At 72.3% G+C, this 14,986-nt stretch carries 11 protein-coding genes; 6 read left to right on the forward strand and 5 right to left on the reverse strand.

Annotation, left to right across the window (positions count from 1 at the left end; all coding sequences use genetic code 11):
- Nucleotides 1-30 precede the first annotated feature (30 nt).
- The 4 genes from BS80_RS27235 to BS80_RS27250 are packed head-to-tail and all read right to left on the reverse strand — an operon-like array spanning nt 31 to nt 4,443.
- Entirely contained in the window at nt 31-1,308 is a 1,278-nt protein-coding gene (locus tag BS80_RS27235) for a glycoside hydrolase 5 family protein (protein WP_232246666.1), read from the reverse strand.
- Between the two features lie 11 nt (nt 1,309-1,319).
- Complete coding sequence (locus BS80_RS27240) at nt 1,320-2,240, reverse strand: carbohydrate ABC transporter permease (RefSeq protein ID WP_035803099.1); 921 nt, start codon at nt 2,238-2,240, stop codon at nt 1,320-1,322.
- Nucleotides 2,240-3,112 (reverse strand): carbohydrate ABC transporter permease, encoded by an 873-nt coding sequence (locus BS80_RS27245; RefSeq protein ID WP_035803101.1) that lies wholly within the window; start codon nt 3,110-3,112, stop codon nt 2,240-2,242. Before BS80_RS27245 ends, BS80_RS27240 begins: the two co-directional genes overlap by 1 nt.
- A 38-nt stretch (nt 3,113-3,150) precedes the next feature.
- A complete protein-coding gene (locus BS80_RS27250; RefSeq protein ID WP_035803103.1) occupies nt 3,151-4,443 on the reverse strand; it encodes an ABC transporter substrate-binding protein in 1,293 nt (430 codons plus the stop codon).
- A 163-nt stretch (nt 4,444-4,606) separates the two neighbouring features.
- Between BS80_RS27250 and BS80_RS27255 the strand changes: the two genes are divergently transcribed.
- From BS80_RS27255 to BS80_RS27280, 6 genes are all read left to right on the forward strand, one after another.
- On the forward strand, nt 4,607-5,626 hold the full coding sequence (locus BS80_RS27255) for a LacI family DNA-binding transcriptional regulator (RefSeq protein ID WP_035803105.1): 1,020 nt from the start codon (nt 4,607-4,609) through the stop codon (nt 5,624-5,626).
- 172 nt (nt 5,627-5,798) lie between these two features.
- Nucleotides 5,799-6,761, forward strand: a complete 963-nt coding sequence (locus BS80_RS27260; RefSeq protein WP_083975436.1) for a glycosyl hydrolase family 18 protein — start codon at nt 5,799-5,801, stop codon at nt 6,759-6,761.
- A 102-nt stretch (nt 6,762-6,863) separates the two neighbouring features.
- A complete protein-coding gene (locus BS80_RS27265) occupies nt 6,864-11,081 on the forward strand; it encodes a glycoside hydrolase family 38 N-terminal domain-containing protein (protein ID WP_035803107.1) in 4,218 nt (1,405 codons plus the stop codon).
- The gene (locus BS80_RS27270; RefSeq protein WP_035803108.1) at nt 11,078-11,800 is read left to right on the forward strand and encodes a DUF7158 domain-containing protein; all 723 of its coding nucleotides are present in this window, start codon (nt 11,078-11,080) and stop codon (nt 11,798-11,800) included. The genes BS80_RS27265 and BS80_RS27270 overlap by 4 nt, the downstream gene beginning before the upstream one ends.
- A 111-nt stretch (nt 11,801-11,911) precedes the next feature.
- On the forward strand, nt 11,912-12,325 hold the full coding sequence (locus BS80_RS27275) for a VOC family protein (RefSeq protein ID WP_035803111.1): 414 nt from the start codon (nt 11,912-11,914) through the stop codon (nt 12,323-12,325).
- An 86-nt stretch (nt 12,326-12,411) separates the two neighbouring features.
- The gene (locus BS80_RS27280) at nt 12,412-13,806 is read left to right on the forward strand and encodes a class II fumarate hydratase (RefSeq protein WP_035803113.1); all 1,395 of its coding nucleotides are present in this window, start codon (nt 12,412-12,414) and stop codon (nt 13,804-13,806) included.
- A gap of 11 nt (nt 13,807-13,817) precedes the next feature.
- Here the strand turns inward: BS80_RS27280 and BS80_RS27285 are convergent, their stop codons facing one another.
- Nucleotides 13,818-14,861 (reverse strand): AI-2E family transporter, encoded by a 1,044-nt coding sequence (locus BS80_RS27285; RefSeq protein ID WP_051967255.1) that lies wholly within the window; start codon nt 14,859-14,861, stop codon nt 13,818-13,820.
- Nucleotides 14,862-14,986 lie beyond the last annotated feature (125 nt).

Genomic DNA, 14,986 nt, shown 5'->3' on the forward strand with positions numbered 1-14,986 from the left:
CTGGGGTTCAGGATCACTCTTGACCATCCGTCAGGAATGGTCGACATCCTCGACCGTGACGACTTCGGTGATTCCCCGAGCGTCCAGGTGCCCGGGGTCGAAGGCGTGTTCCGCCAGCACCGCGGTCGGCCGCGCGCCGTCGGCGGCCAGTCGCATGAAGGCCTCGAAGAAGGCTCCGCCCGGGGCGCAGGTGGAACGCTTGGGCGCGTCGTCCGGCAGATCCAGGACCAGGGCCGTGTGGCGGGCGTGCGGCGGCCGCCACCGGTCCCTGGCCTCGGCGACCGCCCGGGCCAGCGCCCGCCCGGCCGGCTTGACCTGCCGGTCGTTGGTCAACAGGCCCAGGCTGTATTCGAGTTCGGGGAAGTCGGCGAGCGAGCGGTCGACGTCGTGCGAGCACCACCAGGTGACCCCCCACAGGTCGGGGCAGTCGAGCGCGGCGGCGACCGTGGTCTGGGTGAAGTCGCCCGCGTCCTCGGCGGCGATGTGCGGGGCCGGGGCGCCGACCTCCTGGAGCCAGACCGGGCGGTGCGGATCGTCGGCCCAGGCCTTGGACAGCTCGACGAGGTAGGCGGCGTGCTGTCCGGTGGCGGTGGAACGGGGGCCGTAGCGCTGGGCGGTGCCGTTGAAGACCCAGGAGTGCACGGCGGTGGCCGCGCCGATCCGGGCGGCCTGCGCCGGGGTGAACGGGTGGTCGTCCTGGTACCAGGCCGCGTCGTACTCCGCGTGCAGGTGCAGCCGGCCCGGCGCGCCCTGCTCGCAGGCGGCGAGCAGGCGGCGCAGCCAGCCGGCGGCCTGCTCGGGGGTGATCCGGTCCGGGTCCGGGTGCGGGTCGCCGGAGAACTGGTTGATCTCGTTGCCGATGGTCAGGCCCAGGAAGTTGCGGCGCTCGGCCAGGGCGGCGGCCAGCGTGTGCAGGTAGGCGGCCTGGGCCTCGACGACGTCGGGGTCGGTGAAGAGGTTGCGCCGGTGCCAGGTCCTGGTCCAGGCGGGCAGGAAGTCGAAGCTGGACAGGTGGCCCTGCAGGCCGTCCACCGCCACGTCCAGGCCGCGTTCGCCGGCCGCGTCCACCAGGGCGGTCAGCTGCTCGACGGCGCGCGGGCGGATCAGCGTGCGGTTGGGCTGGAACAGCGGCCAGAGTGGGAAGACCCGGACGTGGTCCAGGCCCAGCGCGGCGATCGAGTCCAGGTCGGCCCGGACGGCGTCGAGGTCGAAGTCCAGCCAGTGGTGGAACCAGCCCTGGGACGGCGTGTAGTTGACGCCGAACCGCGGCGGGTGGGTCGGGGTGGTCATCATGTCTCCGGTCGTCATGGCTGCTCTCGTCAGCCCTTCACCGCACCCTCGCCGACGCCGCGGAAGAAGAACCGCTGCAACGCCACGAAGAGGGCCAGGATCGGCAGCAGGGCGATCATCGCGCCGGCCGCGATGATGCGCGGGTCGGCGGCGAAGACGCTCTGCAGATAGGACAGTCCAACGGTGAGGGTGAGCTTGTCGGGGCTCTGCAGCACCAGCAGCGGCCACAGGAAGTCGTCCCAGGCGCCGATGAAGGTCAGGATGGCGATGACGCTCAGCGTGCCCTTCACGCTGGGCAGCGCGATGTGGCGCAGCCGCTGCCAGACCGTGGCGCCGTCGATGACGGCGGCCTCCTCGACCTCGGCGGGGATGGCCAGGAAGGCGTTGCGCATCAGCAGCACGTTGAGCGCGCCGATCATCGCGGGCAGCGCCACGCCGACCAGCGAGTTGCCCAGGCCCAGCCGGGTGACCGTCTGGTACTGCGAGATGATGGTCACCTCCCCGGGCAGCACCAGCGTGGACAGGAACAGGCCCAGCATCAGGCGCCGCCCGCGAAAGTGCAGCCGCGCCAGCGCGTACCCGGCGGCGGTGGCGCCCAGCAGGTTGCCGCCCACGCACAGCGCCGCGACGATCACCGAGTTCAGCGCGAAGTGCGCGATCGGGACGGTCCGGGCGACCTGCGAGTAGTTGTCCAGCGTCGGCCGCTGTGGCAGGAGTTGGGGCGTGGCGGTGTAGACGTCCTCGAAGACGCTCTTCAACGAGGTGGACAGCTCCCACAGCATCGGCCCGACCGTGACGGCCAGGATCACCAGCAGCGTGAGGTAGCGGGCGGTCAGGCCGAGCGGGGTCACCGCGTCGAAGACCGGCGAGCGGCGTCGGCGCGCGGGCCTGCGTGCGGGCGCCCGGGCGGGGGCCGGCGGCGTCTCGATCCGTTCGGACAGGGCGGTCATCAGTCGGTCCTCCGGTTCCAGCGGGCCAGGAGCAGCAACGGGCCGACGGTGAGCACGAAGAGCAGCACGCTGAGCGCGGAGGCGTAGCCGATCCGCCCGTCGCTGCCCGAGGCGGCCTGCTGGATCAGCATCACCAGCGACACGTCCTGGCCCCCGATGCCGCCGGTGCGCCCGCCGAGGATGTACAGCTCGGAGAAGACGCGCATGGCGCTGACCGCGATCAGCACCGAGACCAGCGCCATGGTGGCGCGCACTCCGGGCACGGTGACCGCCCAGAACCGGCGGACGGCTCCGGCGCCGTCCACCGCGGCCGCCTCGTGCAGTTCGCGGCGGACGTTCCCGAGCGCCGACAGGTAGAGCACCATGTAGTAGCCCAGGCCCTTCCAGACCGTCAGGGCGATGGCGCTGAACAGCAGCAGCCAGCGGTCGGTGAGGAACGGCAGCGCGCTGTGGATCAGGCCGGCCTGCTTGCCGAGGCCGTTCACCAGGCCGCGGTCGTCCAGCAGCCACTGCCAGATCAGCGCCACCACGACGGCCGAGGCGATCACCGGGAAGTAGAAGACGGTCCGGAAGAAGCTCATGAAGGGCAGCGTCCGCTGGACCAGTAGGGCCAACAGGAGCGGCAGGAAGGTCAGCAGCGGGACGCAGACCGCCATGAAGATCAGCGTGTTGACGATCGCGTCGCGCAGCTGCGGGTCGTGCCACATCAGGGCGTAGTTGTGGACGCCGATGAACTGCCCGCCGCTGAGGGTGTGCACGTTGGTGAAGGAGAGCACACCGGTGTTGATCGCGGGCCAGAGGCTGAAGGTGGCCAGCCAGAGCAGCGCGGGGGCGATCAACAGCCAGGGGGTGTACCAGCGATGGGACTTCATCGTCGCCTCCTGGACGGGTGGGGGATGGCGGGAGGGGACTACTGGCCGAGCAGTTGGTTCGCCCTGCTGACGGCGTTGTCCAGGGCCTGCTTGGCCGACTCCTTTCCGGTCATCGCGAGGGCGACCTGCTGGTTCAGGAAGGTGTTCATGGCGTCGGTCCACACCGGCGGCGTGAAGATCACGGCCTTCTGCATGTCCTGGTAGGCGATCACCGAGGCGTCGCCCTGCGCGGTGCCGTCGCTCTTGCTGTAGGCCGGGTCGTTCGCCGAGGCGGCGCTGCCGGGCAGGAAGCCCGGGGCCAGCTTGATGAAGGCCTTCTGGTTGGCGTCGTCGGTGACGAACCTGCCGAAGGCCAGCGCGAGCGGCAGGTTCTTGCTCTTGGCCGCCACCGAGATGCCCTGCACGTAGAGCGGGGGCGTGTCGAGCGCGGGGGACGGGACGATCTGCGGGGCCAGCGTCGGGTTGCTCTGCGTGGTGCTCTGGATGTAGTTGCCGCCGCCGGTGGTCCAGGCCACCTCCTGCTTGGTGAAGAGCGCCGAGTTGCCCTCGTAGGTGCTGGTGAGCACGTTGGACGGCAGGTAGCCGGCCGCGTAGGCGGCGGTGTACTTGTCCAGCATGGCGGCGGCGGGCGCGCTGCTGAAGTCGAACTTCTTGCCGTCCGGGGTCATCAGCGGCGTACCGGAGTTGACGATGTCGGAGAGCCCGGGCGGGCGGCTCATCAGGTAGTCCTTGCCGCCCGAGGCGTCGTGCATGACCTTGGCCTGGGCGACCAGCTCGTCGAAGGTCTTCGGCAGCTTGGCCGGGTCCAGCCCGTCGCGCTGCAGCATGGCCTTGTTCCAGAAGCTGACGTCGGTGCCCAGGTACCAGGGGAAGGCGAAGCCGTCGCCGCCGAGGTCGGGATAGGTGTACGCGGCCACGCCGCTGTGCACGTAGTCCTGGGCCAGCGTGGGCACGTTCTTGCTGAGGTCGAGCAGCCCGCCGACCTTGGCGACCGAGTGCGCGATGTCCTGCGGGAGGTTGATCACGTCGGGAAGGCTGTCGCTGGTGACCTGACTGCTCACCTTGTCGGCGTAGCCGTCGCCGGGCTGGTCGACCCAGTTGACCGTGGTGCCCGGGTGCTGGGTCTCGAAGTCCTTGATCAGGGCGGTGAAGTAGGGCGTGAACTTGTCGTTCTTCAGCGACCAGGTCTGGAACGTGATGGCGCCCTTCAGCGGGGCGTCGGACGCCACGGTCTGCTGGGACGAGCCGGTGCCGGCGCCGCCGACACCACAGCCGGTGAGCGAGGCTGCCGCGATCACGGCGAGGGTGAAGCCTGCTCGGGTTCTTGGCATGGAGTACTCCTGGTCCTGCCCGGCCGGGGCCCTCCCGGGGTGGCGGGGAGGCGAGGGGGCGAGTTGGGGGGAAGTTCTGAAACGGTTTACTAAACCGGTACAGCTCCTGCCAGTGGACTATGCTCCAGCTCGATAGACGTGTCAAGAGAGGAAGCACCCCACGATGAGCAGGCCGACGATCGCCGACATCGCCCGTGAGGCAGGGGTGTCCAAGGGTGCGGTGTCGTTCGCTCTCAACGGGCGCCCCGGGGTCAGCGAGGAGACCCGGCAGCGGATCCTGCAGATCGCGGAGCGGATGAAGTGGCGTCCGCACAGCGCGGCGCGGGCACTGGGCGGCGCGCGCGCCGGTGCGGTCGGCCTGGTGCTGGCCCGGCCGGCCCGCACGGTCGGCGTCGAGCCGTTCTTCGCCCAGCTGCTCTCCGGTCTGCAGGCCGAGTTCTCGGTCCGCTCGACCGCGCTGCAGCTGCTGGTGGTCGAGGACACCGCCGCCGAGATCGAGGTCTACCGGCGCTGGGCCTCCGAGCACCGGGTGGACGGCTTCGTCCTGGTCGACCTCCAGGTGCGCGACCCGCGGATCGAGGTCCTGGAGGAACTCGGCATGCCCACCGTGGTGTTGGGCGGTCCTGGCCGGCACGGCAGGCTGCCCAGCGTCTGGGCCGACGACCGCGAGGCGATGCTCTCGATCGTCGAGTATCTCGCGGCGCTCGGGCACCGCAGGATCGCGCACCTGGCCGGGCTGCCGGCCTTCCAGCACACCCAGCGCCGGATCCGCGCGCTGCGCGACGCGGCCAGGCGGCTTGGCCTGAGCGAGGCACTCTCGCTGCCCACCGACTTCAGCGACGCCGAGGGGGCGGCCGCGACCCGGACCCTGCTGGCCCGCCGGGAGCGGCCGACCGCGATCATCTACGACAACGACGTGATGGCGGTGGCGGGTCTGGGGGTGGCCACCGAGATGGGCGTGGCGGTGCCCGGTGAGCTGTCGATCGTCTCCTTCGACGACTCGGTGCTGGCCCGGATCGTCCACCCGCCGCTCACCGCGCTCTCCCGGGACACCTTCCTGCTGGGCGAGCAGGTCGCCCGCGCGCTGCTCGCGGTGATCGACGATCCGGCCGCCGCCGTGGACCTCAAGACCCCCACCCCGCGCCTGACGGTCCGCGAGAGCACCGCGGTCCCGCGCGATTGAGCGCCCGAGCGCCCCGAGCCGCCAGGGAGCCGGTCGGTCCACTCCAGGGAAGGCAGCTGCGGCAAGGCATTGACGGGTGAACTAAATCGCTTTAGCGTCCTGTGACACAGCGTCCGCCGATCGGCGGACGCTTCCCGCGTGACCACCACCCACACCCCCACTGGGAGGTCCCATGTCGCGTCGCCTCGCCCGTGCCTGTTCGGCCCTGCTGACCGTGGGCGCACTCGCGCTCGCCGCCGGCACCGCCAACGCCCACGTGCCCGCCGACCCCACCAGGCCCGCGCCGTCCGGCTCCGCCGTGGCCCAGCACCACGGCGCCTCGGCCCACCGCGTCGTCGCCTACTACCAGACCCAGTACAGCAACGGTAGTTACGTCTCGCCGACGCCCCTGAAGGACACCGCCACCGACATCGACGTGGCCGCCTTCCACCTCAACGCCGGCAGCGGCATCACCCTCAACGACGACCCGCCGTCGGCTGCCAGGTACACCCGGATGTGGAGCGACCTCGCCGCGCTGCAGAAGTCCGGCACCCGGGTGGAGGCGATGCTCGGCGGCGCGGCCCAGGGCAGCTACGCCGACCTGCACAACGACTTCGCCACCTACTACCCGCAGTTGCGCGACACCCTGCGCACGTACCACTTCGACGGTGTCGATCTCGACATCGAGGAGAGTTTCTCACTCGCCGACACCGAGCACCTGATCAACCAGCTGCGCACCGACTTCGGCAGCGGCTTCGTGATCACCCTGGCGCCCGTCGCCAGTGACCTGTCCGGCGGCTCCACTTTCTCCGGCGGCTTCAGCTACAACCAGTTGGAGCAGGACATGGGCAGCCAGGTCTCCTGGTACAACGCCCAGTTCTACTGCGGCTGGGGCGATCTGAGCAGCACCGCCGACTACGACAGCGTGGTCGCCGCCGGTTTCGACGCCTCCCGGGTGGTGGCCGGCACCGTCACCAACGCCGCCAACTGCTCGGGTTACGTCGCGCCGACCCGGCTGAGCAGAACGCTGACCTCGCTGGTCGGCACGTACCCCGGTTTCGCCGGGGTGGCGGGGTGGGAGTACTTCAACGCCGTCCCGGTGAAGGGCACCGGCCCGGCGTCCTGGTACGCCGCCGCCAAGAAGGCGATGGGGTGACGAGCCACCGCACCGCCGCCTGACCCCCTCGTTGCACCGCTGCTTCACCGCTTCACCGCTCCACCGCTTCACCGATCCGCCGTCCGCCAGAGAGGATCGACCGTGCCGGTCACCATCACCGCCGTCGAGTGCACCGACCTGTTCGTCGGCACCGCCCACGCGCCACGCCAGGTGCTGCGGGTGGTCGTCGAGGGACCACCGACCCCGATCACCGTTCAGGGGCCGGGCGTGCGCGGCGAGGCGACCGGCACGGGCACGGTCGAGGTGCCGTTGGAGCTCTGCGACGCCCTCCCGGGCGCCGAGATCCCGGTCACGGTCGCGGCCGGCCGGGCCCGCGCCGAGGCCGTCGTCACGGTCGCCGAGCCCGGCTGGACCATTTACCTGGTCTCGCACTTCCACTACGACCCGGTCTGGTGGAACACCCAGGCCGCCTACACCTCGCCCTGGGAGCTGCTCTCCGGCGACGCCACCACCCGGCCGCTCTGGGAGCGCAACGGTTTCGCCCTGGTGGACGCCCACCTGGAACTGGCGATGCGCGACCCGGTCTACAAGTTCGTGCTCGCCGAAGTCGACTACCTCAAACCGTACTTCGACCAGCACCCGGAGCGCCGCGCCGACCTGCGCCGACTGCTGGAGCGCGGCCAGGTCGAGCTGGTCGGCGGAACCTACAACGAGCCGAACACCAACCTGACCGGCGCCGAGACGACGATCCGCAACATCGTCCACGGCATCGGCTACCAGCGCGACATCCTCGGCGGCGACCCGCAGACCGCCTGGCAGCTGGACGTGTTCGGCCACGACCCGCAGTTCCCGGGCTACCTGGCCGACGCCGGACTGACCGGCAGCGCCTGGGCGCGCGGCCCTTTCCACCAGTGGGGCCCGATCCAGAAGAACTTCCGGGAGGCCAAGGACGACGCCACCGTCATGCAGTTCCCCAGCGAGTTCGAGTGGATCTCGCCCTCGGGCCGTGGCGTGCTCACCCACTACATGCCCAACCACTACTCGGCCGGCTGGTGGATGGACTCCTCCGCCGACCTGGCCACCGCCGAGGCGGCCGTCTACGAGCTGTACCGCAAGCTCAAGCCGGTCGGCGCGACCAAGAACCTGCTGCTCCCGGTCGGCACCGACTACACCCCGCCGAACAAGTGGGTCACCGAGATCCACCGCTCCTGGGCGGCCAAGTACGTCTGGCCGCGCTTCGTCTGCGCGATCCCGCGCGACTTCCTGAACGCGGTCCGCGAGGAACTCGCCGCCGACGGCCGCCGGCCCAGCCCGCAGACCCGCGACATGAACCCGGTCTACACCGGCAAGGACGTCTCGTACATCGACACCAAGCAGGCCCAACGGGCGGGCGAGGTGGCCGCGTTGGACGCGGAGAAGCTGGCCGTACTGGCCGCGTTGCAGGGCCTGGGCAGCTACCCGCAGGCGGCTCTCGACAAGGTCTGGCGCCACCTCGCCTACGGCGCCCACCACGACGCCATCACCGGCTCGGAGTCCGACCAGGTCTACCTGGACCTGCTCGGCGGCTGGCGTGAGGCCCACGACCTGGCCGCGCAGGTGCGCGACACGGCCCTGGACGCGCTGGTCGGCCGGATCGACACCCGCGGCGAGGGCCGGGCCGTCGTCGTCACCAACACGCTCTCCTTCGAGCGCTCCGGCACCGTCGCCGTCCGCCTCCCCGCCGACCTGGCGCCCGACCTCGCGCGGGTCCGGGTCCTGGACGACACCGGCGCACCGGTGCCCTGCGCCCTCGACCGCGGCACGCTCTCCTTCCACGCCGAGGCCGTTCCCGCGCTCGGCTGGCGCACCTGGCGCGTTGTTGACGGAACGTCAGCCACCTTGTGGCAGAGCGCCGAGGGGCTGACGGCCGAGAACCGGCGCTACCGGGTCACCGCCGACCCCGCGCGCGGCGGCGGCCTCAGCAGCGTCCACGACAAGCTGCACGGACGCGAGTTGATCCGCTCCGGCCAGATCGGCAACGAGCTGCGGATGTACGAGGAGTACCCGCAGCACCCCGACTTCGGCGAGGGCCCCTGGCACCTGCTGCCCAAGGGTCCGGTGGTCGGCTCGCGCGAGGGCGCCGGTTCGGTGCGGCGCGAGGTGGGGCCGCTCGGCGAGCGGCTGGTGGTCGCCGGGACGGTCGACGGCCTGGAGTACGAGCAGACCGTCACCCTGTGGCACGGCGTCGACCGCGTCGACTGCCGAACCCGGGTGGTCGACCACGCCGGCGCCGACCGGCTGCTGCGGCTGCGCTTCCCGCTCGACCTGCCGGGCACCCTGCCGGTCAGCGAGGTCGCCGACGCCGTGGTCGGTCGCGGCTTCGCCCTGCCGGACGTGGACGTGGCCGAGGCGCCGTGGACCCTGGACAACCCCGCGAACACCTGGTTCGGCCTCAGCGCCACCGCCCGCGTCACCCTCACCGGCCCGGACGGCACGGCGCTGGGCGCCCGTGCGCTGGGGGTCGCCGAGGTGGTCGTTCCCCGGCAGGCGGACGCCGCCGACGCCCGCGACCTGGTGGTGGCCCTCGCCAGGGCCGGCGTCACGGCGACGACCGCGAGCGCGGACGGCTCCCGCTACGGCTGGCTGGACGTCGACTCCAACCTCCCGGACTTCCGCATCGTCCTGGGAACGGCCGAAGCAAGCGCCGCAGTAGCCGAGTTGCTGGAACGGGCCGGTACCGACGCGGCCGCCGCGCTGGCCGCCCACGGCCGGGTCTGGGTCCCGGCCGAGAAGCCGCTGGCCGAGATGTGGCAGCCGAACGCCGATCTGCGCGATCTGCGCGCGCTGCCGGCCCTGCTGGTCACCGACCTTGCCGCCCTGGTCGCGGATCTCGCCGACGCCCGGATCGACGCGGTCTGCGCGGGCGCGCTGCCACTCGCCGAGCAACTCACCGATCACACCGCCGCGTTGCTCACTTACGGCCTGCCCGGCTTCGCCGTCGACCCCACCGGCGCGCTGCACCTGTCCCTGCTGCGCTCCTGCACCGGCTGGCCCTCGGGCGTCTGGATCGATCCGCCCCGGCGCACCGCGGTGGACGGCACGTCCTTCCAACTCCAGCACTGGACCCATGACTTCAGCTACGCCCTGGTCTCCGGCGAGGGCGACTGGCGGAGCCTGGAACTGCCCGCGCAGGGGCAGGAGTTCAACCACGCGCTGCTGACCCGGCTGGTCCCCGCGCAGGACGGGCCGCTGCCGGCCGGCCACTCCTGGCTGCGGGTCGAGCCCGCCCGGGCGGTCCGCCTCAGCAGCCTCAAGCCGACCGGGAACCCGATGGCCGCGGGCTCTGCCGCCGCCCTCGACCCGGCCGACGGTGTCACGATCCGCCTGGTCGAGTCCACCGGCCTCGGCGGCACGGCGCGGCTGACGGGCGAGCTGGGGCTCCGCGCCCTGCACCGGGCCGACCTGCTGGAGCGACCGCAGGAGCCGGTGGACGGCGAACTCCGTCTGGCAGGAGCCCAGGTGGCCACTTTCACCGCGCTGCCCACCGGGGCGGTGCCGAGCGAGGAGCCGCTCGGGCCGCTCGGACCGGTCCGCGAGGCCGCCCAACCCGTGCACGCCCGCTACTGGTTGCACAACCGCGGCCCCGCCCCGATGGGCTACCTGCCGGTCTCGGTGGGCGTGAGCCCAGGGCTGCTGACGGTCCGTCAGTCGGGCGCGGAGCTCGACGTCTCCGTCGTCCTCGCCTCGCACCTGCGGGACGCGGCCGTGGAAGGAACCGCCGAGGTGATCGCGCCGCAGGGCTGGCGGGTGAGCCTGCGCCGCCGCCCGTACCGCCTGGAGGCCGCCGGGCACCTGCGCTTCCCGGTCACCCTCACGCCGCCCGCCGACGCTCAGCCGGGCCTGTACTTCGTCGCGGTGCGCACCGAGTTCGACGGGCAGCAGGTCGAGGACGTGGCCACCGTCGCCGTCGGCGATCTGCCCGAGCTGCTGCCGGCCACCGGAGACCTCCCGGACGGCTGGGACCAGGCGCAGGGCACCCGCGCGGAGACCGGCCGCGACACCGGCCTGTCGGTCGAGGTCGGCGCCTCCTCCGTCCGGGTGAGGCCCGGCGGGCGGGCCCGGCTGGAGGTACTGCTCACCAACCGCACGCGCGGCGAGATCCGTGGCGAGTTGCAGACGGTCTCCCCCTGGGGCAGCTGGGAGACGATCGGCACGCCGGTCCGCGGCTTCGCCCTGGCACCGGGGGAGCGGCGGACGGTCGCCTTCGACGTGGCACCACCGCTGGACACCGACCCGGGCGGCTACTGGGCGGTCACCAAGGTCATGTGGTTCGGCCGCTGCCAGTACGCGCCGACCGTCGAACTGGTGGTCGCGCCGTGAGCGGGCCTGGCCCGGGCGGTCCGCTCGGCCTGCTGGACGGACGTCAGCTGTCGCGCGCCGGCCTCGACCAGAGGCTCGCCGCGCTGCGCGAGGGCCCGCGCGCCTCGGCGCTGCCCGCGGTCGGCAGCGCCGAGGACCGGCAGCTGACCCGCTGGGTCGCGCAGGTGCTGCTGACCGAGGCACTCTGCGAGGCCGAGGCCGCCGCGCGCGGCCTGGACCTCGCGACCGCCGCGCCGGTGCGCCTGGACCAGCGGGCGGCGGTCGAGCTGGGCTCCATCGCGGCGGCTGCCTACGAGGGCAGCGCGGCGGTCCGCGCGGTGTTCGCCGCCGTCACCGCCGACGTCGCCGCCACCCCGGCGGAGGTCACCGCCTACCGCGCGGCCACCCGCTCGGCCGACCCGTCGCCGGAGCGCTGGCGGATCGGCACGCCCGACGGCGACTTCGACGCGGACCCGGCCACCCTCCCCGCCGACCTCGCCGCCGCCCTGCGCGCCGCGCCGCCGGGGCGGTACGTCACGGTCGGGGCCTGGACGGCGGCGCTGCTGGACCCGCTCCCGGACCCCGCGCCGGTCGATCCGGCAGGGCAGCTGCGCGCCTGCGCCCAACGGATCGCCTTCGTCCGCTGGCTCGACCGGGCCCGCGCCGAGCGGCTCACCCTGGTCGAGGGCCTGGAGCACCCCGGGGACCCGTTCCAGCCGGACAACCACCACCGGCACTGAGAGGCCGGCGCGGCCGCCCGCGACGCGTGCGGAGCGGGGGCGGCCCGGCGGCGCGATGCTGAGAGCGTGCCCCGGAGAGCCCGGGCGCAGAACCGAGGAGGTCCGCTCGAGATGGCCGATCTGACACCGGCGCCGCAGGTCTGGCCCAGCCTGCGGGCCCGCGACGCCCGCGCGCTGATCCGCTTCCTGGTCGACGCGTTCGGATTCGAGGAGACCGTGGTCTACGGCGAGGGCGAGACCGTCCACCACGCCCAGCTCTCCTGGCCGGAGGGCGGCGGCATCATGCTCGGCTCGGCCCGCGAGACCACCGACGACGCCTGGCCACTGGTCCCCGGCTCGTTCGGCGCCTACGTGGTGACCGACCAGCCGGACGCCCTGTACGCGCGGGCCAAGGCGGCGGGGGCCGAGATCACCAGCGAACCGCACGACACCGACTACGGCTCGCGCGACTTCGCCGCCCGCGACCCGGAGGGCAACCGCTGGTCGTTCGGCACGTACCGGGGTGAGCCCCGTAAAGCCCACTAACGTCAACCAGCCATGATCGAATTCACCCGGGCCGTCGGAAATACCCGCCGGTCCGGGTGAGCTGTGCTGGGTGGAGGTGTGGCGCCATGGGCGATGAGCAGACGTACCGGACGGAACACGACTCGATGGGGGAGGTGAGGGTTCCCGCCGAGGCGAAGTGGCAGGCGCAGACGCAGCGGGCGGTGCAGAACTTCCCGGTCTCCGGGCAGCGGTTGGGCCGCGCGCACATCGCGGCGCTGGCCCGGATCAAGGCCGCGGCGGCCAAGGTCAACGCGGAGCTCGGGATCCTCCGGGAGCCGGTGGCCCGGGCGATCGTCTCGGCCGCGGAGGAGGTGGCACAGGGCCGTTGGGACGACCACTTCCCGGTGGACGTATTCCAGACCGGCTCGGGCACGTCCTCCAACATGAACACCAACGAGGTGGTCGCCACCCTGGCGACCGAGCGGCTGGGCGAGCCGGTCCACCCGAACGACCACGTCAACGCGAGCCAGTCGTCCAACGACGTCTTCCCGTCCTCGATCCACATCGCCGCGACCGCCGCCGTCACCGACGATCTGCTGCCCGCGCTGGACCGGCTGGCGACGGCGCTGGAGGCCAGGGCCGCCGCCTTCGACCAGGTGGTGAAGGCCGGCCGCACCCACCTGATGGACGCCACGCCCGTCACCCTCGGCCAGGAGTTCGGCGGCTACGCGGCCCAGGTCCGCTACGGCCAGGAGCGGTTGCGGGCCACCCTGCCCAGGGTCGCCGAACTGCCGCTGGGCGGCACGGCGGTCGGCACGGGCATCAACACCCCGCCCGGCTTCTCCGCCGCCGTCATCGCCGAGCTGGCCCGGGCCACCGGGTTGCCGCTGACCGAGGCGCGCAACCACTTCGAGGCGCAGGGCGCGCGCGACGCGCTGGTGGAGCTCAGCGGCCAGCTGCGGACGGTCGCGGTCGGCCTCACCAAGATCGTCAATGACCTGCGCTGGATGGCCTCGGGCCCGCGCGCCGGCCTGGGTGAGATCAACCTGCCCGACCTCCAGCCCGGCTCCTCGATCATGCCGGGCAAGGTGAACCCGGTGATCCCCGAGGTGGTCGCGATGGTCGCCGCACAGGTGGTCGGCAACGACGCGACGGTGGCGATGGCCGGCGCGAGCGGCAACTTCGAGCTCAACGTGATGCTCCCGGTGATCGCCCGCAACCTGCTGGAGTCGGTCCGGCTGCTGGCCAACGCCTCCCGGCTGCTGGCCGACCGTACGGTGGACGGCATCACGGCCAACGTCGAACGGGCCCGTGCCTACGCCGAGTCCTCCCCGTCAGTGGTCACCCCGCTGAACCGCTACATCGGTTACGAGGAGGCCGCCAAGGTCGCCAAGCAGGCGCTGGCACAGTCCCGCACGATCCGCGAGGTGGTGCTCGACCGCGGCTACGTCGAGCGCGGCGAACTCACCCTGGCCCAGCTGGACGAGGCACTCGACGTCCTGCGGATGACCCACCCCTGACGCCTGGGCGCTCAGGCCTTCTCCAGCTGGGGGAAGACCACCTCGTCCAGCACCAGCCCGAGCGCCACCGCCACCGGCACGGCGACCAGCGCCCCCACGATGCCGAGCAGTGCGCCGCCGATCAGCACCGCCAGGACCGTCACCACCGGGTGCACCTCGACGGCGTACTTCATCGCCCTGGGCATGATCAGGTAGTCCTCCGCCAGCCGGAAGACGATGTAGAAGGCCGCCGTGCCGAGCGCCACGGGGAAGGAGACCACCAGCGCGACCAGCGACACCACCACTCCGCCGATGGTCGAGCCGACCACCGGCACCAGGTCCATCAGTGCCACGAAGAGCCCCAGCACCGCCGGGTAGGGCACGCCCCAGGCCTCCAGCCAGAGGAAGGTGGCCAGCCCGGCGATCGCGGAGGTGACGATGTTGGCCAGCATGAAGCGCCCGGTGCGGATCAGGATCTCCTCCACCAGGTCCTGGACCCGGGACCGCCGGGTGCGCGGCACGAAGCGGTAGCCGAACGCCTTGATGGTGGGCAGTCCCGCCAGGAAGTACAGCGTCAGCGTGCAGACGATCACCAGGTCGGTGAGCGTGCTCAGCAGCAGCTGACCGGCCCCGAGCACGCCGTTGACCAGCGTCGTCGCGTTCCCGCCGCTCAGCTGCTGCTTCACCCGGTCCACCAGGTGGTAACGGTCCTCCAGCCGGCCCAGTGCCGACTGGTGGTCGTGCAGCTGCTGGAGCCAGGTCGGGATGGCCCTGCTGAGCGCGTCGATCTCGCCGCTCAGCGGCGGGATGACCAGCGCCACGAAACCGCCGGCCAGACCCAGCACGGCCAGCGCGAGCACAGCCACGGCCCAGGCCCGCCGCAGTCCGCGCCGGAGCAGCCAGCCGACCATCGGTTCCAGGCTGATCGCGATGAACAGCGCCAGCAGGACGAGGGTGAGGATGCCGGTGATCCGGACCACCGACTGGGCCAGGTGGTAGGCCACCAGGGCGCCCACCGCCAGGCCGAAGCCGATGGTGAACCAGGAGCGCCGGACCCGCTCGCTCTGCTCGGCCACCGTGCCCGCCCCTCCTGGCCTCACGCGCCCCGCCCCCGTTCCGTCGGACGGGCCGTCAGGCGCCGTCCGTCCACGATGCCATGGCGCGCCCTGCGGCGCCTGCGCTGGCGGGTCCGTGCGGCGCG

Source organism: Kitasatospora mediocidica KCTC 9733 (genome assembly GCF_000744225.1).
Taxonomy (GTDB): Bacteria; Actinomycetota; Actinomycetes; order Streptomycetales; family Streptomycetaceae; genus Kitasatospora; species Kitasatospora mediocidica.

Coding starts and splice junctions, on each gene's coding strand:
- BS80_RS27250 (WP_035803103.1), bottom strand. CDS start 4,443: ATGCCAAGAACCCGAGCAGGCTTCACCCTCGCCGTGATCGCGGCAGCC.
- BS80_RS27235 (WP_232246666.1), bottom strand. CDS start 1,308: ATGACGACCGGAGACATGATGACCACCCCGACCCACCCGCCGCGGTTC.
- BS80_RS27255 (WP_035803105.1), top strand. CDS start 4,607: ATGAGCAGGCCGACGATCGCCGACATCGCCCGTGAGGCAGGGGTGTCC.
- BS80_RS27275 (WP_035803111.1), top strand. CDS start 11,912: ATGGCCGATCTGACACCGGCGCCGCAGGTCTGGCCCAGCCTGCGGGCC.
- BS80_RS27245 (WP_035803101.1), bottom strand. CDS start 3,112: ATGAAGTCCCATCGCTGGTACACCCCCTGGCTGTTGATCGCCCCCGCG.
- BS80_RS27240 (WP_035803099.1), bottom strand. CDS start 2,240: ATGACCGCCCTGTCCGAACGGATCGAGACGCCGCCGGCCCCCGCCCGG.
- BS80_RS27260 (WP_083975436.1), top strand. CDS start 5,799: ATGTCGCGTCGCCTCGCCCGTGCCTGTTCGGCCCTGCTGACCGTGGGC.
- BS80_RS27280 (WP_035803113.1), top strand. CDS start 12,412: ATGGGCGATGAGCAGACGTACCGGACGGAACACGACTCGATGGGGGAG.